Consider the following 16,470-nt stretch of genomic DNA (forward strand, 5'->3'; position numbering starts at 1 on the left):
TTTCAGGCGCCCTCGACGATCGCGAAATGGCCGGTGGAAGATGCAACGCGGTTTTGCAGCGCCGTCTGGTAGGCCGGAGACCGGTAACAGCTCAGCGCCGTCTCATAGGAGTCGAACTCGACCACGACATGCCGGTCGAAGTCCGATCCCTCGGGGTTCGTGACCTGTCCGCCGCGCACGAGATAGCGGCCGCCGAAGCGCGAGACGGCATCGCCAATGGCGTCGCGATAGCGCTGGTAGCCCTCCGGATTGGTCACCGTCAGCATCACCAGCCAATAGCCCTTCTTGCTCATGATCCCTCAAGGCCTCCAGCGCAGGAAATTGGTGATCAGCGCCAGGCCAAGCGCCTGGCTCTTTTCGGGATGGAATTGCGTCCCCACAATATTGTCGCGGGCAACAGCGGCCGTCACCGGGCCGCCATAGTCGGCGATGGCCAGCGCTTCGTCCGGCTTCGTCGCATCGAGATGATAGGAATGGACGAAATAGGCGTGCAATCCCTTGGCTCCGGTGGCAATGCCGGAAAACAGCGGATGCTTGCGCTTGAGGTCGATCGTGTTCCAGCCGATCTGCGGAATCTTGAGCGCGGGATCGGAAGGCGTGATTTCCTTGACGTCGCCGGCGATCCAGCCGAAGCCTTTTGTCACAGTCTTTTCCAGACCACGCTCCGACATCAGTTGCATGCCGACACAGATGCCGAGAAACGGCCGTCCCCTGGCGATCGCGACCTCTTCCACCGCATCCCACATGCCCTCTACGGCGCGTAAGCCCGCCGCGCAATCGGCATAGGCGCCGACGCCGGGCAGGACGATGCGGTCGGCGGTGCGGACGCGTTCGGCATCCGCGGTCAGGTCGATGGTCGCGGCAATGCCGGCTTCGTGCGCGGCGCGCTCGAAGGCCTTGGTGGCCGAGCGCAGATTGCCCGAACCGTAGTCGATGATGGCAACCCGCATGTCAGGGCTTTCCCGGAATATGGGTCAATCCCAGCGTCATGCCCATCTGCGCCGGTCGGGCAAGGGCGGCGTCCGGCACGATGCGCGGCATAGGCGCCTGTTCGTCCGCATGCGCCTCGGCTTCCAGTGCATAGCGCGTGTCGGCATCGTCGAGCCTGTCGGCCTCGACGACGCCCCATTCATGCCAGCCACGGCGGCGCAGTGCTGCAATCCGCAAGGCCGCGCCCTCCAGCCCGACATAGAGCGATACGAGCAGCGACAGCAGCGAGCCGGGCAGCCCGAGGCTCAGTTTTTCGGCAAGCATCGAAAGTGCCGCCATGGCGACAAAGGCCAGAGCCGCTTCCATCCACAAGCGATGCCAAAGCAGCCACAGCGGCGGCACCAGGAAGCCGAGCCAGGAAAAGCCGTCGCGGACAAAGGCCGTATCGGCCTTATCACTGCTGCCCGGCGGCTCCATCACGACATAGATGGCCATCAGCCTACCCCTTCAGCGACCCCTTGGTGGAAGGAACCGCGTTCGGCTGGCGCGGGTCGGGTTCAAGGGCTGCCCGCAACACGCGGGCCACCGCCTTGAAGCAGGTTTCGGCGATATGGTGGTTGTTGGCGCCATAGTGGTTGGTGACATGCAGCGTGATGCCGGCATTCTGCGCCAGGGCCTGGAAGAACTCGCGCACCAATTCGGTGTCGAACGTGCCGATCTTCGGCGACGAGAAGGAGACGTTCCAGACCAGGAAAGGGCGGCCGGAGACATCGATCGCCGCCCTGGTCAGCGTCTCGTCCATGGCGAGATCGATCGAGGCATAGCGCATGATGCCGCGCCGCTCGGCCAGCGCCTTGGCCAGCGCCTGACCGAGCGCAATGCCGGTGTCCTCGACCGTGTGGTGATCATCGATATGCAGGTCGCCCTTGGCCTTGACCGACATGTCGATCAGCGAGTGGCGCGACAACTGGTCGAGCATATGGTCGAAGAAGCCGACGCCTGTCGCGATATCGGACTTGCCAGAGCCGTCGACATGGACCGATACGGAAATATCGGTTTCCCTGGTCTTTCGGCTTATGTCGGCGGAACGCTGCGCCATGATCTTGTCCTTGTCCCAGGTTTGCACGCTTTGGCGCTCACCCGCTTGAAAACGAAAGCCTTCTAGCAGCATGATCCGGCGATTGCCAGTTGCCATGCGAGGCGGTATGCGCCCTGCGGATGGCCGGTTTGCAATCGTTCACCCCATGCATACATATGGCCGATCAAAGTCACTCGTACCGCGCCAATCGCCTTTGATGGGATGGCACGAATCGGAGCAACAAATGTCGAATGAACTGACCATGCACGCCACGACCATCGTGACGGTGCGCAAGGGCAGCAAGGTGGTCATCGCCGGCGACGGCCAGGTCAGCCTTGGCCAGACCATCATGAAGGGCAATGCCAAAAAGGTGCGCCGCATCGGCAAGGGCGGCAATGTCATTGCCGGTTTCGCCGGCGCCACAGCGGATGCCTTCACCCTTCTGGAGCGGCTGGAAGCCAAGCTCGAACAATATCCGGACCAGTTGACGCGCGCCTGCGTCGAACTCGCCAAGGACTGGCGCACCGACCGCTATCTGCGCCGGCTGGAAGCGATGATGTTGGTTGCCGACAAGTCGGTTTCGCTGGCGCTGACCGGCACCGGCGACGTGCTGGAACCCGAATTTGGCGTCATGGCCATCGGTTCGGGCGGCAATTATGCGCTGGCCGCAGCGCGCGCGCTGATGGACAGCGATAAGGACGCCGAGGAGATCGCCCGCAAGGCGATGCAGATCGCGTCCGATATCTGCGTCTACACCAATAACAATTTTGTCATCGAAACGCTCGATGCCGCCTGAGCGGGTCAAACAGGAAGATAGATACCAATTTCGGCCGGTGACCGAAAAGGACCTGCCGATGATCGCCGGCTGGCTGGCCGAGCCGCATGTCGCGGAATGGTGGGGCGACCCGGAAAAAGAGATCGCCGATATCCGCGAGCATATCGATTCGATTTCCGTCGAACCGTTGATCATCGAACTCGACGGCCGGCCGATCGGCTATCTGCAGAGCTACGATCCGCATCTGGAAGACGGCCATCCCTATCGCGACCAGCCGTTCGGGACGCTCGGCATCGACCTGTCGATCGGCAGGCCGGAGCTGGTCGGGTGCGGCCATGGCTCGGCCATTGTGCGGCAATTCGTGCAGGAGCTCTTCGAGGAGGGTGCGCCGCGTGTCATCATCGACCCGCATCCTGCCAACGGGCGGGCCATCCGCGCCTATGAAAAGGCCGGATTCCGGGCTATCGATCGCAGGCAATCGGAATATGGCGACGCCCTCTTGATGGCGGTCGGCGCTGACCTGGACGACGCCGAAGAGGGGCAATAGCAGCATGGGCACATCCGACGCCGACAAGACCCTGTCGGCCTATGAAGACAGTTGGCGGATGGGGCTTCTGCTCGTGCTGGCCCTGGTCATCTTCCAGGCCGGTGTCCTCTACGGCATGGGCCATCCGCCGATCTGCACCTGCGGCTATGTGAAACTCTGGCATGGGGTGGTGCAGAGTTCGGAGAATTCCCAGCATATTTCCGACTGGTACACGCCCTCCCACATCATTCACGGCTTCCTGTTCTATGCGCTGGCGCAATTCCTGTTCCCGCGTTCGCCGATCGGGCTCCGGCTGGCCTTCGCTGTGGCCATAGAGGGCGGCTGGGAGCTGCTCGAGAACAGCCCCTTCATCATCGAGCGCTATCGCGCCGGCACGATTTCGCTCGATTATTATGGCGACAGCATCATCAATTCGGTCTCGGACACGCTGGCCATGGCGCTGGGATTTGTGATGGCGCGAAGGCTTCCTATATGGGTGATCGTCAGCCTCGCCCTGATCTTCGAACTGGGCACCGGCTACTTTATCCGGGACAATCTGACGCTCAACGTGATCATGCTGCTGCATCCGTTCGAGTCCATCCGGCAGTGGCAAAGTGGAATTTGAGTGACATGAGCACATTTTCTCCCCGCGAAATCGTTTCGGAGCTCGACCGCTTCATCATCGGCCAGAAGGACGCCAAGCGCGCCGTGGCCATCGCCCTGCGCAACCGCTGGCGCCGCCAGCAGCTCGAAGGCCAGATGCGCGAAGAGGTGATGCCGAAGAACATCCTGATGATCGGCCCGACCGGCGTCGGCAAGACCGAGATTTCGCGCCGCCTGGCACGGCTTGCCGGTGCGCCCTTCGTCAAGGTCGAGGCGACCAAGTTCACCGAGGTCGGCTATGTCGGCCGCGACGTCGAGCAGATCATCCGCGACCTGGTCGAGATCGCCATCGGCCTGGTGCGCGAGAAGATGCGCGAGGACGTCAAGGCGCGCGCGCATGTCAACGCCGAGGAACGGGTGCTGGAAGCGCTTGTCGGCAAGACGGCGAGCCCGGCGACGCGCGATAGCTTCCGCAAGAAGCTGCGCGACGGCGAACTCGACGACAAGGAGATCGAGATCGAGGTGGCCGATACCGGCAATGGCGGCATGCCCGGCTTCGAGATTCCCGGCATGCCGGGGGCCAATATCGGCGTGCTCAACATCAACGACATGCTGTCAAAGGCGATGGGCGGCCAGAAGACCAAGACGCGCAAGACGACGGTGAAGGAGTCCTACGCGCTGCTGGTCGGCGACGAGTCCGACAAGCTGCTCGACCAGGACGAAGTGGTGCGCCGGGCGCTCGAATCGACCGAAAACGACGGCATCGTCTTCCTCGACGAGATCGACAAGATCGCCTCGCGCGAAGGCGGCATCGGCGCCGGTGTGTCGCGCGAAGGCGTGCAGCGCGATCTGCTGCCGCTGGTCGAGGGCACCACGGTGGCGACCAAATACGGCCCGGTGAAGACAGATCACATCCTGTTCATTGCATCGGGTGCGTTCCATGTCGCCAAGCCGTCGGACCTGTTGCCGGAATTGCAAGGCCGCCTGCCGATCCGTGTCGAACTCAGGGCGCTGGAGAAGGACGATTTCGTACGGATCCTGACCGAGACAGAGGCCAGCCTGATCAAGCAGTATATCGCGCTGATGAGGACCGAGGGTGTCGATCTCGTCTTCACTGACGACGCCATCGATTCGCTTGCCGGCATCGCCGTCGATCTCAACGCCAGTGTCGAGAATATCGGCGCCAGACGCCTGCAGACGGTGATGGAAAGGGTGCTGGACGAGATTTCCTACGATGCGCCGGACCGCAACGGCACAGCCGTCACCATCGACGCCGCCTATGTTGAAAAGCATGTCGGCGACTTGTCCAGAAACACAGATTTGTCGCGATTCATCCTGTAAAGGAAGGGCGCCGGTCGGGTTCGCAAGCCGAAGATTCAAGATCTTAGAGCGTACTTTGTGCGTCCGAATGGACGCACGTCGCTCTAATGTGTGGCCAAATGGAAGCATCTGGCCACCTTCCGCCTTGGAGGACGACGGGGCTCTCGACTCAAACCACAGCTTTACCTAGTTTGCCCGGCGACTACGGCGCTGCGTCGATTGGACGAACGAAGGACGCTGTAGCACATGATTTGGCGCATGATCCCCAGCGAAATCGATTCTGATAGTCGCTGACGCGGAACCTTCGGTTCGGGGTCATGCGCTGTTACAGGGCGGCGGCGCATGAAAAAACTGATCCTCGTCATTCTCGGGCTGACGCTCGCGGCAGCCATGTTCGGCGCGCAAGCGGCCGCCTTGGTGCCGCCAGGAAACCGCAACGCCGAGCAGCCCGACATACCGGGTGCCTCCAGCCGGCGCACCCAGGCCACCAACACCACCTTCCAGGCAAAGTACCGCAAGGTCTATGCGCTGCTCCAGAACGATGCCGGGCTTCGCGGCAAGATCCGCCAGGCAGCGGCGGCCTATGGCATCGATCCCCTGCACATCGTCGGCGCCATCGTCGGCGAGCACACCTACAATGTCGACGCCTACGACCGGCTGCAGACCTATTACGTCAAGGCGATCTCCTATCTGTCGAGCAAATTGTCCTTCGCCTATGATGGCGAGGACATCACCGATTTCGTGCAACGGCCGCAATTCCAGAAATGCGCCGGCAAATCGGACAGCTACGATCTGTGGGAGTGCCGCGAGCAGGTGTGGAACCGCTCGTTTCGCGGCAAGAGCGTCGGCGGGACAAGCTTTCCCAACGATCGTTTCGGCGCGACATTCTTCCAACCCTACTATGCCGGCCAGACCTTCGGCCTTGGCCAGCTCAACCCGCTGACCGCGCTGCAGATGAGCGATCTCGTGCACCAGGTTTCCGGCCTGCCGAGGCTCGACGTCGGCGATCCGAACGCGGTCTACAAGACCATCATGGATCCCGATCTCACCCTGCCCTACGTCGCGGCGACGATCAGGAAATCGATCGATGCCTACAATGACATTGCCGGCTTCGACATATCGGGCAATCCCGGCATTACGGCGACGCTCTACAATGTCGGCAATCCCGAGCAGCGCGCCTATGCGCTGAAGGCCGAGAACGACAAGCGCCGCGCCGCCGGCGAACCGGAAAAGCTGCCGGAGGAAAATTACTACGGCTGGCTGGTCAACGACAAGCTGCCGGAACTCAAGGCGCTGTTTTAGAGCCTGCCCATCCCGATTGAATCGGGATGGGGCACTATCTCTTTGAGCACGATCTTTTCCGAAAACCGGATTCCACTTTTCGGGATCATGCTCCAGCGCCGTCGGCTTCCGCCGATCTCAGGCACCGGACCTCGACATTATCGGCAGCCCCGGCACTTTACATCGGCAGCCGCGCGCCTAGTTCTAGGGTTTCGCACCGCGCACCTTTGCGTGGATGGTCGAAACGGGGCCGTGAACTCTGGGCCGGTCCCCTCAAAAACTCCCAAAGGATGGCTGTTATGACACAAGCCAAGAATGGCGACACCGTGCGCATCAATTATACCGGACGCTTGGCCGACGGCACTCAATTCGATTCTTCCGGTAATGAACCGCTGCAGTTCACACTGGGTGAGGGCGAGGTGATCCCCGGTCTCGAAACCCATGTCGATGGCATGGAGGTCGGTACGAAAAGCACCGTCACCGTTCCCGCCGACGCCGCCTATGGCCCCCATCGTCCCGAAGCGGTCATAACCATCGACCGCGCCAGCGTGCCGGAAAACATCAACGTTGATGTCGGCACCCGATTGCAGGCCCGCACCCGTGAAGGGCGTCCCATGCCAGTAACAGTCGTCGGCGTGGACGATGCCAGGGTCAAGCTCGACGGCAATCACCCGTTGGCCGGAAAAGACCTGGTGTTCGACGTTGAACTGGTCGAGATCGTTCAAGCGGCGTAGTTCCGGCGTTGCCACCGGTGTCGGATTGAAAACCGCGCCGGCTCACGCCGCCAGCAGCGACTTCAGCTTGACCGTTTGCGAACCGAGCGCCTCAGGCGCCGGCTTTGCCCGCCTGGCGATCAGCATTTCGGCCAGCCTGATATCGCGGGCGACGGCATTGCCCGGGCCGATGCCGCTCGCCGCGACAAGCCTTCCATCCTGCGCCAAATGGAACAGGATGAAGGCGCCGTCGTCGAGATCGCGCCGCACGGTGGAGCGGCCTTCGTCTGAAAGCCCCGATATCTGCAGGGTCAGGCCATACTGATCCGACCAGAACCACGGCACCGCCACATGGGTCTCGCCGGCGCCCAGCAAGTTTCTCGCCGCCAGCGCGCCCTGTTCCTGCGCGTTGCGCCAAGCCTCCAGCCGCACACGCCGGCCGCCATAGACGGCAAGCGGAAACGAGCAGCAATCGCCAGCTGCAAAGATGTCGGGATCGCTGGTGCGCAATTCGGCATCGACCGCGATGCCATTATCGATCGCCAGCCCTGCTTCGGCTGCAAGTGCTGTCACCGGCACGGCTCCGATGCCGATCACCGCGAGATCGGCAACGATGACGCGCCCGCCGACGAGCGCAATGCGCACCCCGGCGCCATTGTCGGCGATTGTCGCGATGCCTTCGCCGCACAGGATATTCACGCCTTCGGCTTCATGCGCCGGATGGATGATCTCGGCGATCTCGGCCGGCACGCCGCGCATCAGGATGCGCGGCTGTGCCTCGATGACGGTGACCGAGGCCCCCGATCTACGCGCCGCCGCGGCGAGTTCGAGACCTATGAAGCCGCCACCGACAATGGCGATGCGGTTTCCGGCCTTGAGATGAGCGCGAATGGCCAGCGCGTCATTGAAGGTACGGAGATAGACGCAGCGCGGCCCGAGGCCGGGCATCGGCAGTCTGCGCGGGGTCGAACCGGTCGCCAGCAGCAGCTTGTTGTAAGGAAGGGTCGATCCGTCCGACAGGCGCACGCTGCGTGCGGCGCGGTCGATCGCCACGGCCTGGATCGAATGGATATGCCGGATCGAGCGCTCGGCCAGCACCTCGTCGCTGACGATCGCCTTGATCGCGAGCGCATCGCCGGCCATCGCCTCCTTGGACAGCGGCGGCCGCTCATAGGGCAGATGCGGCTCGTCGCCGACCAGCGTCACCGGGTCTTCAAAGCCAAGATCGCGCAACGCGAGTGCCGCCCGTCCACCGCATTCGCCGGCGCCGATGATGACCATTCCCGCCTGCATGACCATCACCCGAGTTGAACGAGGATTTTGCCGGCATCGACCTTGACCGGATAGGTACTGAGATTGACGCAAACCGGCGCACCCCTGGCCTGGCCGGTCTTGTAGTTGAAGCGGCCATTGTGCTTGGGGCACTCGATGATGTCGTCCATGACCAGCCCATCGGCCAGATGCACCTTCTCATGCGAGCAAAGACCGTCCGTCGCGAAATATTCGTCGTCGGGACTGCGATAGATGGCGAAGGTGCGGCCGCCATGGTCGAACCGCATCACATCCTCTTCGTCGATGTCTCCGGCCTTGCAGGCCTCGATCCAGTCGCTCATCGATCCTCCCGGCAGATTTTGGTCAGTTACTTGCGCCTACAGGGCTCATATCATTCCGCCGCCGCGGCGAGAGCGTCGTTGTGGAATTCCTCGCGGTAGGGCTTGGCCGTCGGCGGCAGTTCGCGCCTGATAAAATAGTCTTCATTGCGCAACTGGCGCAGGAAGGCGGGCACCATCTCGCGGTAGCCGGCCAGGATCGATCGCGTCGGCGCCGGCAGGTCATGCTTGATCATCTCATGCAGCCTGGGCAGCGCGTGATAGGGCACCATCGGGAACATGTGGTGCTCCACATGGTAGTTCATGTTCCAGTAAATGAACCGGCTGATTGGATTCATCAGCACGGTACGGCTGTTGAGACGATGGTCGACGACATTCTCGGCGAGGCCGCCATGCTGCAACAGGCCGGTCGTGACATGGTGCCAGGCGCCGTAAAGCCTGGGCAACCCGACCAGCATCAGGGGCAAGAACGAACCCATGTAAAATGCCAGCGCGATAGTCGCGGCATAGATCGCCGTCCAGATGCGGGCAATGCGGATCGCCTTCGGCTGCTCCTGCTCGGGGATGAAGGTCTTCTCGGCCGGGCTGATGATGCCGGCCGCGTTGCGCAGCATGTCGCTGATCGCATGCCAGGCATCGAGAATGCCGAAGAAGTTGAGCACAACGCGCAGCAGGTCCGGCGGGCGCATCACCGCGATTTCCGGGTCACGGCCGACGATGATCGTATTGGTGTGATGGCGGGCATGGCTCCAGCGCCAGGTGACCGGGTTGCGCATGATCATGAAGCAGGCGATCTGGTAGACCGCGTCATTCATCCACTGGGTCCGGAAAGCGGTGCCGTGGCCGCATTCGTGCCAGCGCGAGTCGGTCGATGAGCCGTAGAGCACGCCATAGACGAAGAAGAACGGCACGCACCACCACGTGCCCCAGAACCAGACGCCGCCGGCGCCGCTCAGGATCAGCGCGGCGAGCCAGATGATGGTGTCGCGGATCGCCGGCCCGTCGGAGCGCTGCATCAGCTCCTTCATCTGCTTGCGCGGGATCTCGGTATGATACCACTCGGCCGCCGCCAGCCCGCTCTCGACGGCGAGCTTGGCGTCGCGGCCGATCAGGCTGTAGTCGCGCCGGGACGGTGCTGCGTCCGACGTTGCGTCCATGAGAGTGCCTCCACCAGCGCCCTGCGATCGGCCCGGCCATTGACCTGGCCGCGATCGCAGGCGTCGCAGCCTAGACATAACGCCAAGCCATGATAGGCTCAATATCACAAAGATAGTTTCTATCATTTCACATCAATGATATAGGCTGATTTGGCAAGCGGAGAGACAGCCATGGCAAAACGGCCGACCATCACCGACCTGGCGCGCAGCTCCGGCGTCAGCGTCGCCACCGTCGACCGGGTGCTGAATAACCGCCTGCCGGTGCGCGAGGAAACCGCGCGCCGTGTCTACGAGGCCGCCACCAGCATCGGCTATCACGCCGCCGGGCTGATCAAGCAGCGCATGCGCCAGGAACTGCCGGAATACCGGCTCGGTTTTCTGCTGCTGAGGGGCAATGATGTTTTCTACAGCGACTTCGCGCGGGAACTCGAACTGGCGGTGTCGCAATCGCAGCGCTTCCGCGGCGTCGCAACCATCGACTTCGCCAGTTCGCTGGCGCCCGAAGAGATCGCCGCCCAGCTGCGCAAGCTGGCGGCGAAATCCAGGGCCGTTGCGCTTGTCGGCCCGGACCATCCGACGTTGACGGCGGCCGTGGAGGCGCTGAAAGCAAGAGGCCAACCGGTCTTCTCGCTGCTGTCCGATTTTGCCGCCGGCGTCCGCGAAGGCTATGTCGGCCTCGACAACCGCAAGGTCGGTCGCACCGCGGCCTGGATGATAGCCAGGGCGGCAAGGAAACCCGGCAAGGTCGCCCTTTTTGTCGGCAGCCATCGCTTCCATGGCCATGAACTGCGCGAGATCGGCTTTCGCTCCTTCTTCCGCGAGCATGCGCCGGAATTCGTTGTGCTGGAGACGCTGGTCAACCTGGAAGCCAACCAGGTGACGCATGACGCGATGATCGATCTTCTGGCGCGGTACCCGGATCTTGCCGGCTGCTACGTCGCCGGCGGCGGCATGGAAGGCGCGGTCTCGGCGCTCAGGGCAGCGAGGCCTGTCAATATGCCGGTGGTCGTCTGCAATGAAATCAACGCCGAGTCGCGCGCGGCGCTCGCCGACAACATCCTGACCATGGTGATCTCGACGCCGCTTGCAGCGCTGTGCCGCGAGCTTGTCGGGCTGATGGCTCATGCCATCGAGGCGGGTGCCGCCAATGCGCCCGGCCAGACCTTCCTGCCCTTCGACATCTATCTGCCGGAAAACATCTAGGTCAGACAGAACATCCGGTTCAGAAAGGCGACGCGACGCATCGACGATGATGTGAACCATCAACCTGATGGAAACTTGCATAGGTCTGTCGATGCGAAAGCCCCACCCTCTGAAAAATCCGGCATCCCGCTTCGGAATCTCCTTGACGCCCTCACGCAGAATGGAATAAATATTTCACCAACTGGGTATTTTGGTTCTTTCGTTCCGGAGCATCTGTTTCAAACAGAGGGCTTGGCGCCCCAGCCAACGCGAAAGACGCCATCCGGAGCAGAGGCGAAAGCGGGAGAGATTCCCCGGGAGAGCGGGGATTCCGGGTAGATCGGTGCAGCCGGACACCAATTCTGTGGAGGAGAGATAAAATGAAAAAATTGCTTTTGGGCGTCGCCATCGCGGCGCTGATGAGTTCATCCGCCCTCGCCGCCAAGGTCGGCGTGTCGATGGCCAAGTTCGACGACAATTTTCTCACCGTGCTGCGCAACGGCATGATCGAGCAGGCCAAGGCCATGGACGGCGTGGAATTGCAGGTCGAGGACGCGCAGAACGATGTCGCCAAGCAGCTCGACCAGATCAAGAATTTTGTCGCCTCGGGCGTCGACGCAATCATCGTCAATCCGGTCGACACTTCGGCCACCCAGGCGATGTCGGATGCGGCGGCCGCAGCCAAGGTTCCGCTTGTCTATGTCAACCGCGAGCCGGTCAATGTCGACACACTGCCGGACAGCCAGGCTTTCGTCGCCTCGAACGAGGCCGATTCCGGTACGCTTGAGACCAAGGAAGTCTGCCGCCTGTTCACGGAAGCCGGCAAGAAGGAAGCCAATGTCTATGTGATCATGGGCGAGCTTTCGAACCAGGCCGCGGTGATGCGCACCAAGGACATTGACGACGTGATCGCCACGCCCGAATGCAGCTTCATCAAGATTATCGACAAGCAGACGTCAAACTGGAACCGCGACGAAGCCCAGAACCTGATGACCAACTGGCTGTCGACCGGCAAGCCGTTCGACGGTGTGATCGCCAACAATGACGAGAGCGCCATCGGCGCCATCCAAGCGATGAAAGCCGGCAATATCGACATGAAATCGGTTGTCGTCGGCGGCGTCGATGCCACCCAGGACGCGCTTGCGGCGATGCAGGCAGGCGACCTGGATGTAACCGTGTTCCAGGACGCGGCCGGCCAGGGCGCGGGCGCCCTGGATGCCGCGCTGAAGCTCTCCAAGGGCGAGAAGGTCGAAAAGAAGGTCTACGTTCCCTTCCAGCTGGTTACGCCGGCCAACATCGACAAGTTCCTGAAGAAGAACTGAGGCAAGGCTTCGATACGGGGCGGCGCGACCACCAGAAGAACAGCGCCGCTCCCATCTTCCTGCCGCCTCGGTGCGGGAAGATGAATACGATTAGAGCGATAAAGTAAGCTCTGAACTTGAGACCACGCATCGTGCTTTGCGAAAATCGGTTCCGATTTTCGGGCCGATGCGGCCGGAGGAAAACGACCTTGGCACAGACATCTCATGGCGTCGGCGGGCTCACCTATGATGCGAAGCAGCGCGCGTGGCCTGCCGAATTCAACGTCTTCCTGGCGCTCGTCATCCTCGTCGGCGCCTTCGAACTGATCGGCCGCGTCTTTCTTGGCGACAGCTTCCTGTTCAACACCCGCGACAATGTCGATGCGATCTTCAACGAAGCGCGCCTGCAGATCATCATCCTGCAAGTGTCGATCGTCGGCATCATCGCCATCGGCGTGACGCAGGTGATCATCACCGGCGGCATCGATCTGTCCTCGGGTTCTATCGTCGGCGCAACCGCGATGATCGCCATGAGCTTTGCCCAGGTGGCGACGGTCAACGGCAACCCGAACCCCAAGGCGATGTTCCTGGCGCAGGGCTGGACCGACCTGCCTGTCATCGTGCCGCTGATCGTTGCGATCGGCTGCGGCCTGCTGGCCGGCCTGGTCAACGGCCTGTTGATCGCCTATACGCGCATTCCTCCCTTCATCGCCACGCTCGGCATGATGGTGACGGCCCGCGGCATCGCCAAATGGTGGTCCAAGGGGCAGCCGATCTCGTTTCCGACCGACAGTTTCGCGGCCATCGGCAAGGGCCTGATGCCGGTCGTCATCTTCATCTCGCTGGCGATATTGTTCCAGCTGATCCTGAGCTACACCAAATACGGCAAGCACTGTTACGCCATCGGCTCCAATGAGGACGCCGCGCGCATGTCGGGCATCAATGTCCAGAATCACAAGATCCTCGTCTACGCCATCGCCGGCATCCTCGCCTCGCTGGCCGCCGTGGTGCTGTGCTCCAAGAACCTCACCGCCCAGGCCGGCATGGGCGTGATGTACGAACTCGATGCGATCGCCATGGCGGTGATCGGCGGCGTCTCGCTGTCGGGCGGCCGCGGCTCGATCATCGGCACGGTGATCGGCTCGCTGATCTTCGGCGTCATCATCTCCGGCTTCACCTTCCTGCGCCTCGACGCCTACTATCAGGAGATGGTCAAGGGCGTGATCATCGTCGGCGCAGTCGTTCTCGATCAATGGCGTCAACGCCGGCGGGCGATAGGAGCTTGACCATGTCGGACATTGTTCTCAAGACCGAAAACCTGACCAAGCACTATGGCGGCGTGCATGCGCTGGAAGGCGCTGACTTCGAGCTGCGCAAGGGCGAGCATGTCGCGATCATGGGCGACAATGGGGCCGGCAAATCGACCTTCGTGCGCCAGATCACCGGCGTCGAACAGCGCACCGACGGCAAGGTCTGGTTCGACGGCAAGGAAGTGAACTTCGCCGGCCCGATCGAGGCGCGCGAGGCGGGCATCGAGACCGTGTTCCAGAACCTGGCGCTGGCCGACGATCTCGACGTGCCGTCGAACCTGTTCCTCGGCCGCGAAAAAGTGCTGTTCAACCTCGGACCGTTTTCGATCCTCGACCGCAAATATATGCGCAAGGCGACCGAGGCGGCGCTGGTCCGCACCGCCGTCAAGATCCCCAACCTCAACAACACCATCCGCCACATGTCGGGCGGCCAGCGCCAGTGCGTGGCGATTGCCCGGACCGCGACCTTCGCGTCCAAGCTGATCATCATGGATGAGCCGACGGCCGCACTCGGCGTGCAGGAGACGGCGCAGGTCGAAAACATCATCCGCACGCTGAAGGCCAATGGAGAGCCGCTGATCCTCATCAGCCACAATATGCGTCAGGTGTTCGACCTTTGCGATCGCATCGTCGTCTTCCGCCGCGGCCGCATCGTCGCCAATCTGCGCAAGCAGGACACGGACGGGAACGACATCGTCTCCTACATCACCGGCTCCAAGACCGGGGAGGCGGAACTCGCTGCAGCCTAGTCGGAAGCTGAGCGCCGGATAACCGGCCGCTCGTGACCTGCTGTAACCACAAATCGTCCCGCCCGACCGGCGCGGACATCGTTCGAACCATCCTTAAGGAAAATACCAGATGACTCTCCGCTTCGCTCTCCTCGGCGCCGGCCGTATCGGCAAGGTCCACGCCCGTGCTGTCGGCTCCAATCCGCAGGCCAAACTGGTCGCGGTGGCGGACGCCTTCGAGAAGGCGGCGACCGATCTGGCATCGGCCTATGGCGCCGAAGTGCGCAGCATCGAGGCCATCGAAAAAGCAGAAGATATCGACGCGGTCGTCATCTGCACGCCGACCGACACGCATGCCGATTTGATCGAGCGTTTCGCCAAGGCCGGCAAGGCGATCTTCTGTGAAAAGCCGATCCATCTGGACGTGAAGCGCGTGGAACAATGCCTGGCCGTGGTCGACAAGGCCAAGGCCACCTTGATGGTCGGCTTCAACCGCCGCTTCGACCCGCATTTCGCCGCCGTGCGCAAGGCGATCGACGATGGCGCCATCGGCACGGTCGAGATGGTGACCATTACCTCGCGCGATCCCGGCCCGCCGCCGCTCGACTATATCGGCCGCTCGGGCGGCATCTTCCGCGACATGACCATTCATGATTTCGACATGGCGCGCTTCCTGCTCGGCGAGGAGCCGGTGGCGGTGAGCGCCCATGCCTCGGTGCTGGTCGACAAGAAGATCGGCGAGGCCGGCGATTTCGACAGTGTCAGCGTCATCCTCGAGACTGCCTCCGGCAAGCAGTGCATCATCTCCAACTCGCGCCGCGCCACCTATGGCTATGACCAGCGCATCGAGGTGCATGGCTCGAAGGGCATGGTCGCGGCCGAGAACCAACGGCCGGTGTCGATCGAACTCGCCAACGACAAGGGCTATACACGCCCGCCGCTGCACGACTTCTTCATGACCCGCTACATCGACGCCTATGCCAATGAGATCGCCGCCTTCATCGCGGCTGTGACATCGGGCAAGAAGGCGGCGCCGAGCGGCAAGGATGGGCTTGTTGCCCTGGAGCTGGCCGACGCGGCATTGAAGTCGGCGAAGACGGGCAAGACCGTCCGCCTCGACAAGGCAAGCTGAAAAAAGAGCGGACAAGGAGCAGAGCCATGAGCGATTCATCTGGTCGCAATTCTGAAACACGCGCCATCGTCACCGGCGGCGCGCAAGGCATCGGCTTTGCCGTCGCCGCGGCATTGGCCGACGAGGGCTGCCGCGCGCTGGCCCTGATCGGCCGCTCGCAGGAGAAGGGCGACAAGGCCGTCGCCACCCTCAAGAAAGCCGGCGTCGACGCCATTTTCATTAGTGCCGATGTCGCCAAAGTGGCCGACTGCAAGCGCGCGGTCGAAACGGCGATCAGCCATTTCGACACGGTCAATGCGCTGGTCAATGCGGCGGCTACCTCGGCGCGCGGGTCGCTGGTCGAGACCAGCGAGGAGCTTTTCGACACGATCTTCGCGACCAATGTGCGCGGCCCTTTCTTCCTGATGCAGGGCGTGGTGGCGCACCTGCTCGCCCGCAAGGCACCCGGCTCGATCGTCAATGTGCTGTCGATGTCGGCGCATTGCGGCCAGTCGTTCCTGACGCCCTATTCGACCAGCAAGGGCGCGCTGATGACGCTGACCAAGAATGTCGCCAATGCCTATCGTGGCAATCGCATCCGCTGCAACGCCGTGCTGCCGGGTTGGATGGACACCGAGGGCGAGGCGATCGTGCAGAAGAAATGGCACGCGGCACCCGACGACTGGCTGGAAAAGGCCGAGGCCGCGCAGCCGATGGGCCAATTGGTGAAACCGGATCAGCTTGCCCGGCTGATCAGCTATATGGTCAGCCCGCAGTCAGGGGTGATGACGGGATCGCTGGTCGACTACGACCAGAACATCGCCGGATCGTCGCCGGAATAAGAT

The 16,470-nt window shown here is 62.3% G+C and carries 19 protein-coding genes; 12 read left to right on the top strand and 7 right to left on the bottom strand.

Annotated elements, in window-relative coordinates; translation table 11 throughout:
* Positions 1-2 precede the first annotated feature (2 nt).
* Genes CN311_RS11865 through hisB form a run of 4 tightly spaced genes read right to left on the bottom strand, consistent with a single transcriptional unit; the run spans position 3 to position 2,029 of the window.
* Entirely contained in the window at positions 3-293 is a 291-nt protein-coding gene (locus CN311_RS11865; RefSeq protein WP_097573907.1) for a DUF1330 domain-containing protein, read from the bottom strand.
* 6 nt (positions 294-299) lie between these two features.
* Positions 300-950 carry an imidazole glycerol phosphate synthase subunit HisH gene (gene hisH, locus CN311_RS11870; protein ID WP_097573908.1) on the bottom strand — a complete coding sequence of 217 codons (651 nt, stop codon included), beginning with the start codon at positions 948-950 and terminating at the stop codon, positions 300-302.
* A gap of 1 nt (position 951) precedes the next feature.
* The gene (locus CN311_RS11875) at positions 952-1,425 is read right to left on the bottom strand and encodes a DUF2628 domain-containing protein (protein WP_097573909.1); all 474 of its coding nucleotides are present in this window, start codon (positions 1,423-1,425) and stop codon (positions 952-954) included.
* 4 nt (positions 1,426-1,429) lie between these two features.
* Positions 1,430-2,029, bottom strand: coding sequence for an imidazoleglycerol-phosphate dehydratase HisB (gene hisB, locus CN311_RS11880; protein ID WP_097573952.1), 600 nt, complete (start codon positions 2,027-2,029; stop codon positions 1,430-1,432).
* Between the two features lie 223 nt (positions 2,030-2,252).
* Between hisB and hslV the strand changes: the two genes are divergently transcribed.
* The 6 genes from hslV (at position 2,253) to CN311_RS11910 (ending at position 7,247) form a co-directional block, all read left to right on the top strand.
* On the top strand, positions 2,253-2,804 hold the full coding sequence (hslV, locus tag CN311_RS11885; protein WP_097573910.1) for an ATP-dependent protease subunit HslV: 552 nt from the start codon (positions 2,253-2,255) through the stop codon (positions 2,802-2,804).
* Positions 2,794-3,330, top strand: a complete 537-nt coding sequence (locus tag CN311_RS11890) for a GNAT family N-acetyltransferase (RefSeq protein WP_097573911.1) — start codon at positions 2,794-2,796, stop codon at positions 3,328-3,330. Before hslV ends, CN311_RS11890 begins: the two co-directional genes overlap by 11 nt.
* A gap of 4 nt (positions 3,331-3,334) precedes the next feature.
* Complete coding sequence (locus CN311_RS11895; protein WP_097573912.1) at positions 3,335-3,934, top strand: DUF2585 domain-containing protein; 600 nt, start codon at positions 3,335-3,337, stop codon at positions 3,932-3,934.
* A gap of 5 nt (positions 3,935-3,939) precedes the next feature.
* Positions 3,940-5,253 (top strand): ATP-dependent protease ATPase subunit HslU, encoded by a 1,314-nt coding sequence (gene hslU / locus CN311_RS11900; RefSeq protein ID WP_097573913.1) that lies wholly within the window; start codon positions 3,940-3,942, stop codon positions 5,251-5,253.
* 321 nt (positions 5,254-5,574) lie between these two features.
* Complete coding sequence (locus tag CN311_RS11905; protein ID WP_097573914.1) at positions 5,575-6,534, top strand: DUF1402 family protein; 960 nt, start codon at positions 5,575-5,577, stop codon at positions 6,532-6,534.
* 278 nt (positions 6,535-6,812) lie between these two features.
* Positions 6,813-7,247, top strand: coding sequence for an FKBP-type peptidyl-prolyl cis-trans isomerase (locus CN311_RS11910; protein WP_097573915.1), 435 nt, complete (start codon positions 6,813-6,815; stop codon positions 7,245-7,247).
* Positions 7,248-7,289: 42 nt separating this feature from the next.
* Here the strand turns inward: CN311_RS11910 and CN311_RS11915 are convergent, their stop codons facing one another.
* From CN311_RS11915 to CN311_RS11925, 3 genes are read right to left on the bottom strand one after another with little or no spacing between them, the layout of a single operon-like run.
* Entirely contained in the window at positions 7,290-8,525 is a 1,236-nt protein-coding gene (locus tag CN311_RS11915) for an NAD(P)/FAD-dependent oxidoreductase (RefSeq protein WP_165779670.1), read from the bottom strand.
* On the bottom strand, positions 8,525-8,839 hold the full coding sequence (locus tag CN311_RS11920; protein ID WP_097573916.1) for a Rieske (2Fe-2S) protein: 315 nt from the start codon (positions 8,837-8,839) through the stop codon (positions 8,525-8,527). Before CN311_RS11920 ends, CN311_RS11915 begins: the two co-directional genes overlap by 1 nt.
* Before the next feature lie 50 nt (positions 8,840-8,889).
* Positions 8,890-9,993 carry a fatty acid desaturase family protein gene (locus CN311_RS11925; protein ID WP_097573917.1) on the bottom strand — a complete coding sequence of 368 codons (1,104 nt, stop codon included), beginning with the start codon at positions 9,991-9,993 and terminating at the stop codon, positions 8,890-8,892.
* Positions 9,994-10,164: 171 nt separating this feature from the next.
* On the opposite strand from CN311_RS11925, the gene CN311_RS11930 reads away from it, so the two are divergent.
* From CN311_RS11930 to CN311_RS11955, 6 genes are all read left to right on the top strand, one after another.
* A complete protein-coding gene (locus CN311_RS11930; RefSeq protein WP_097573918.1) occupies positions 10,165-11,196 on the top strand; it encodes a LacI family DNA-binding transcriptional regulator in 1,032 nt (343 codons plus the stop codon).
* Positions 11,197-11,555: 359 nt separating this feature from the next.
* Positions 11,556-12,497, top strand: a complete 942-nt coding sequence (locus tag CN311_RS11935; protein WP_097573919.1) for a sugar ABC transporter substrate-binding protein — start codon at positions 11,556-11,558, stop codon at positions 12,495-12,497.
* A gap of 188 nt (positions 12,498-12,685) precedes the next feature.
* A complete protein-coding gene (locus tag CN311_RS11940) occupies positions 12,686-13,762 on the top strand; it encodes an ABC transporter permease (protein WP_097573920.1) in 1,077 nt (358 codons plus the stop codon).
* Positions 13,763-13,764: 2 nt separating this feature from the next.
* Positions 13,765-14,535: an ATP-binding cassette domain-containing protein gene (locus tag CN311_RS11945; RefSeq protein ID WP_097573921.1), complete on the top strand. Its 771-nt coding sequence runs from the start codon at positions 13,765-13,767 to the stop codon at positions 14,533-14,535.
* Positions 14,536-14,644: 109 nt separating this feature from the next.
* Positions 14,645-15,646: an inositol 2-dehydrogenase gene (gene iolG / locus CN311_RS11950; RefSeq protein WP_097573922.1), complete on the top strand. Its 1,002-nt coding sequence runs from the start codon at positions 14,645-14,647 to the stop codon at positions 15,644-15,646.
* A 26-nt stretch (positions 15,647-15,672) separates the two neighbouring features.
* Complete coding sequence (locus CN311_RS11955) at positions 15,673-16,467, top strand: SDR family oxidoreductase (protein WP_097573923.1); 795 nt, start codon at positions 15,673-15,675, stop codon at positions 16,465-16,467.
* The last annotated feature ends 3 nt before the right edge of the window (positions 16,468-16,470 follow it).

The organism is Mesorhizobium sanjuanii (assembly GCF_002529485.1).
Lineage (GTDB): Bacteria > Pseudomonadota > Alphaproteobacteria > Rhizobiales > Rhizobiaceae > Mesorhizobium > Mesorhizobium sanjuanii.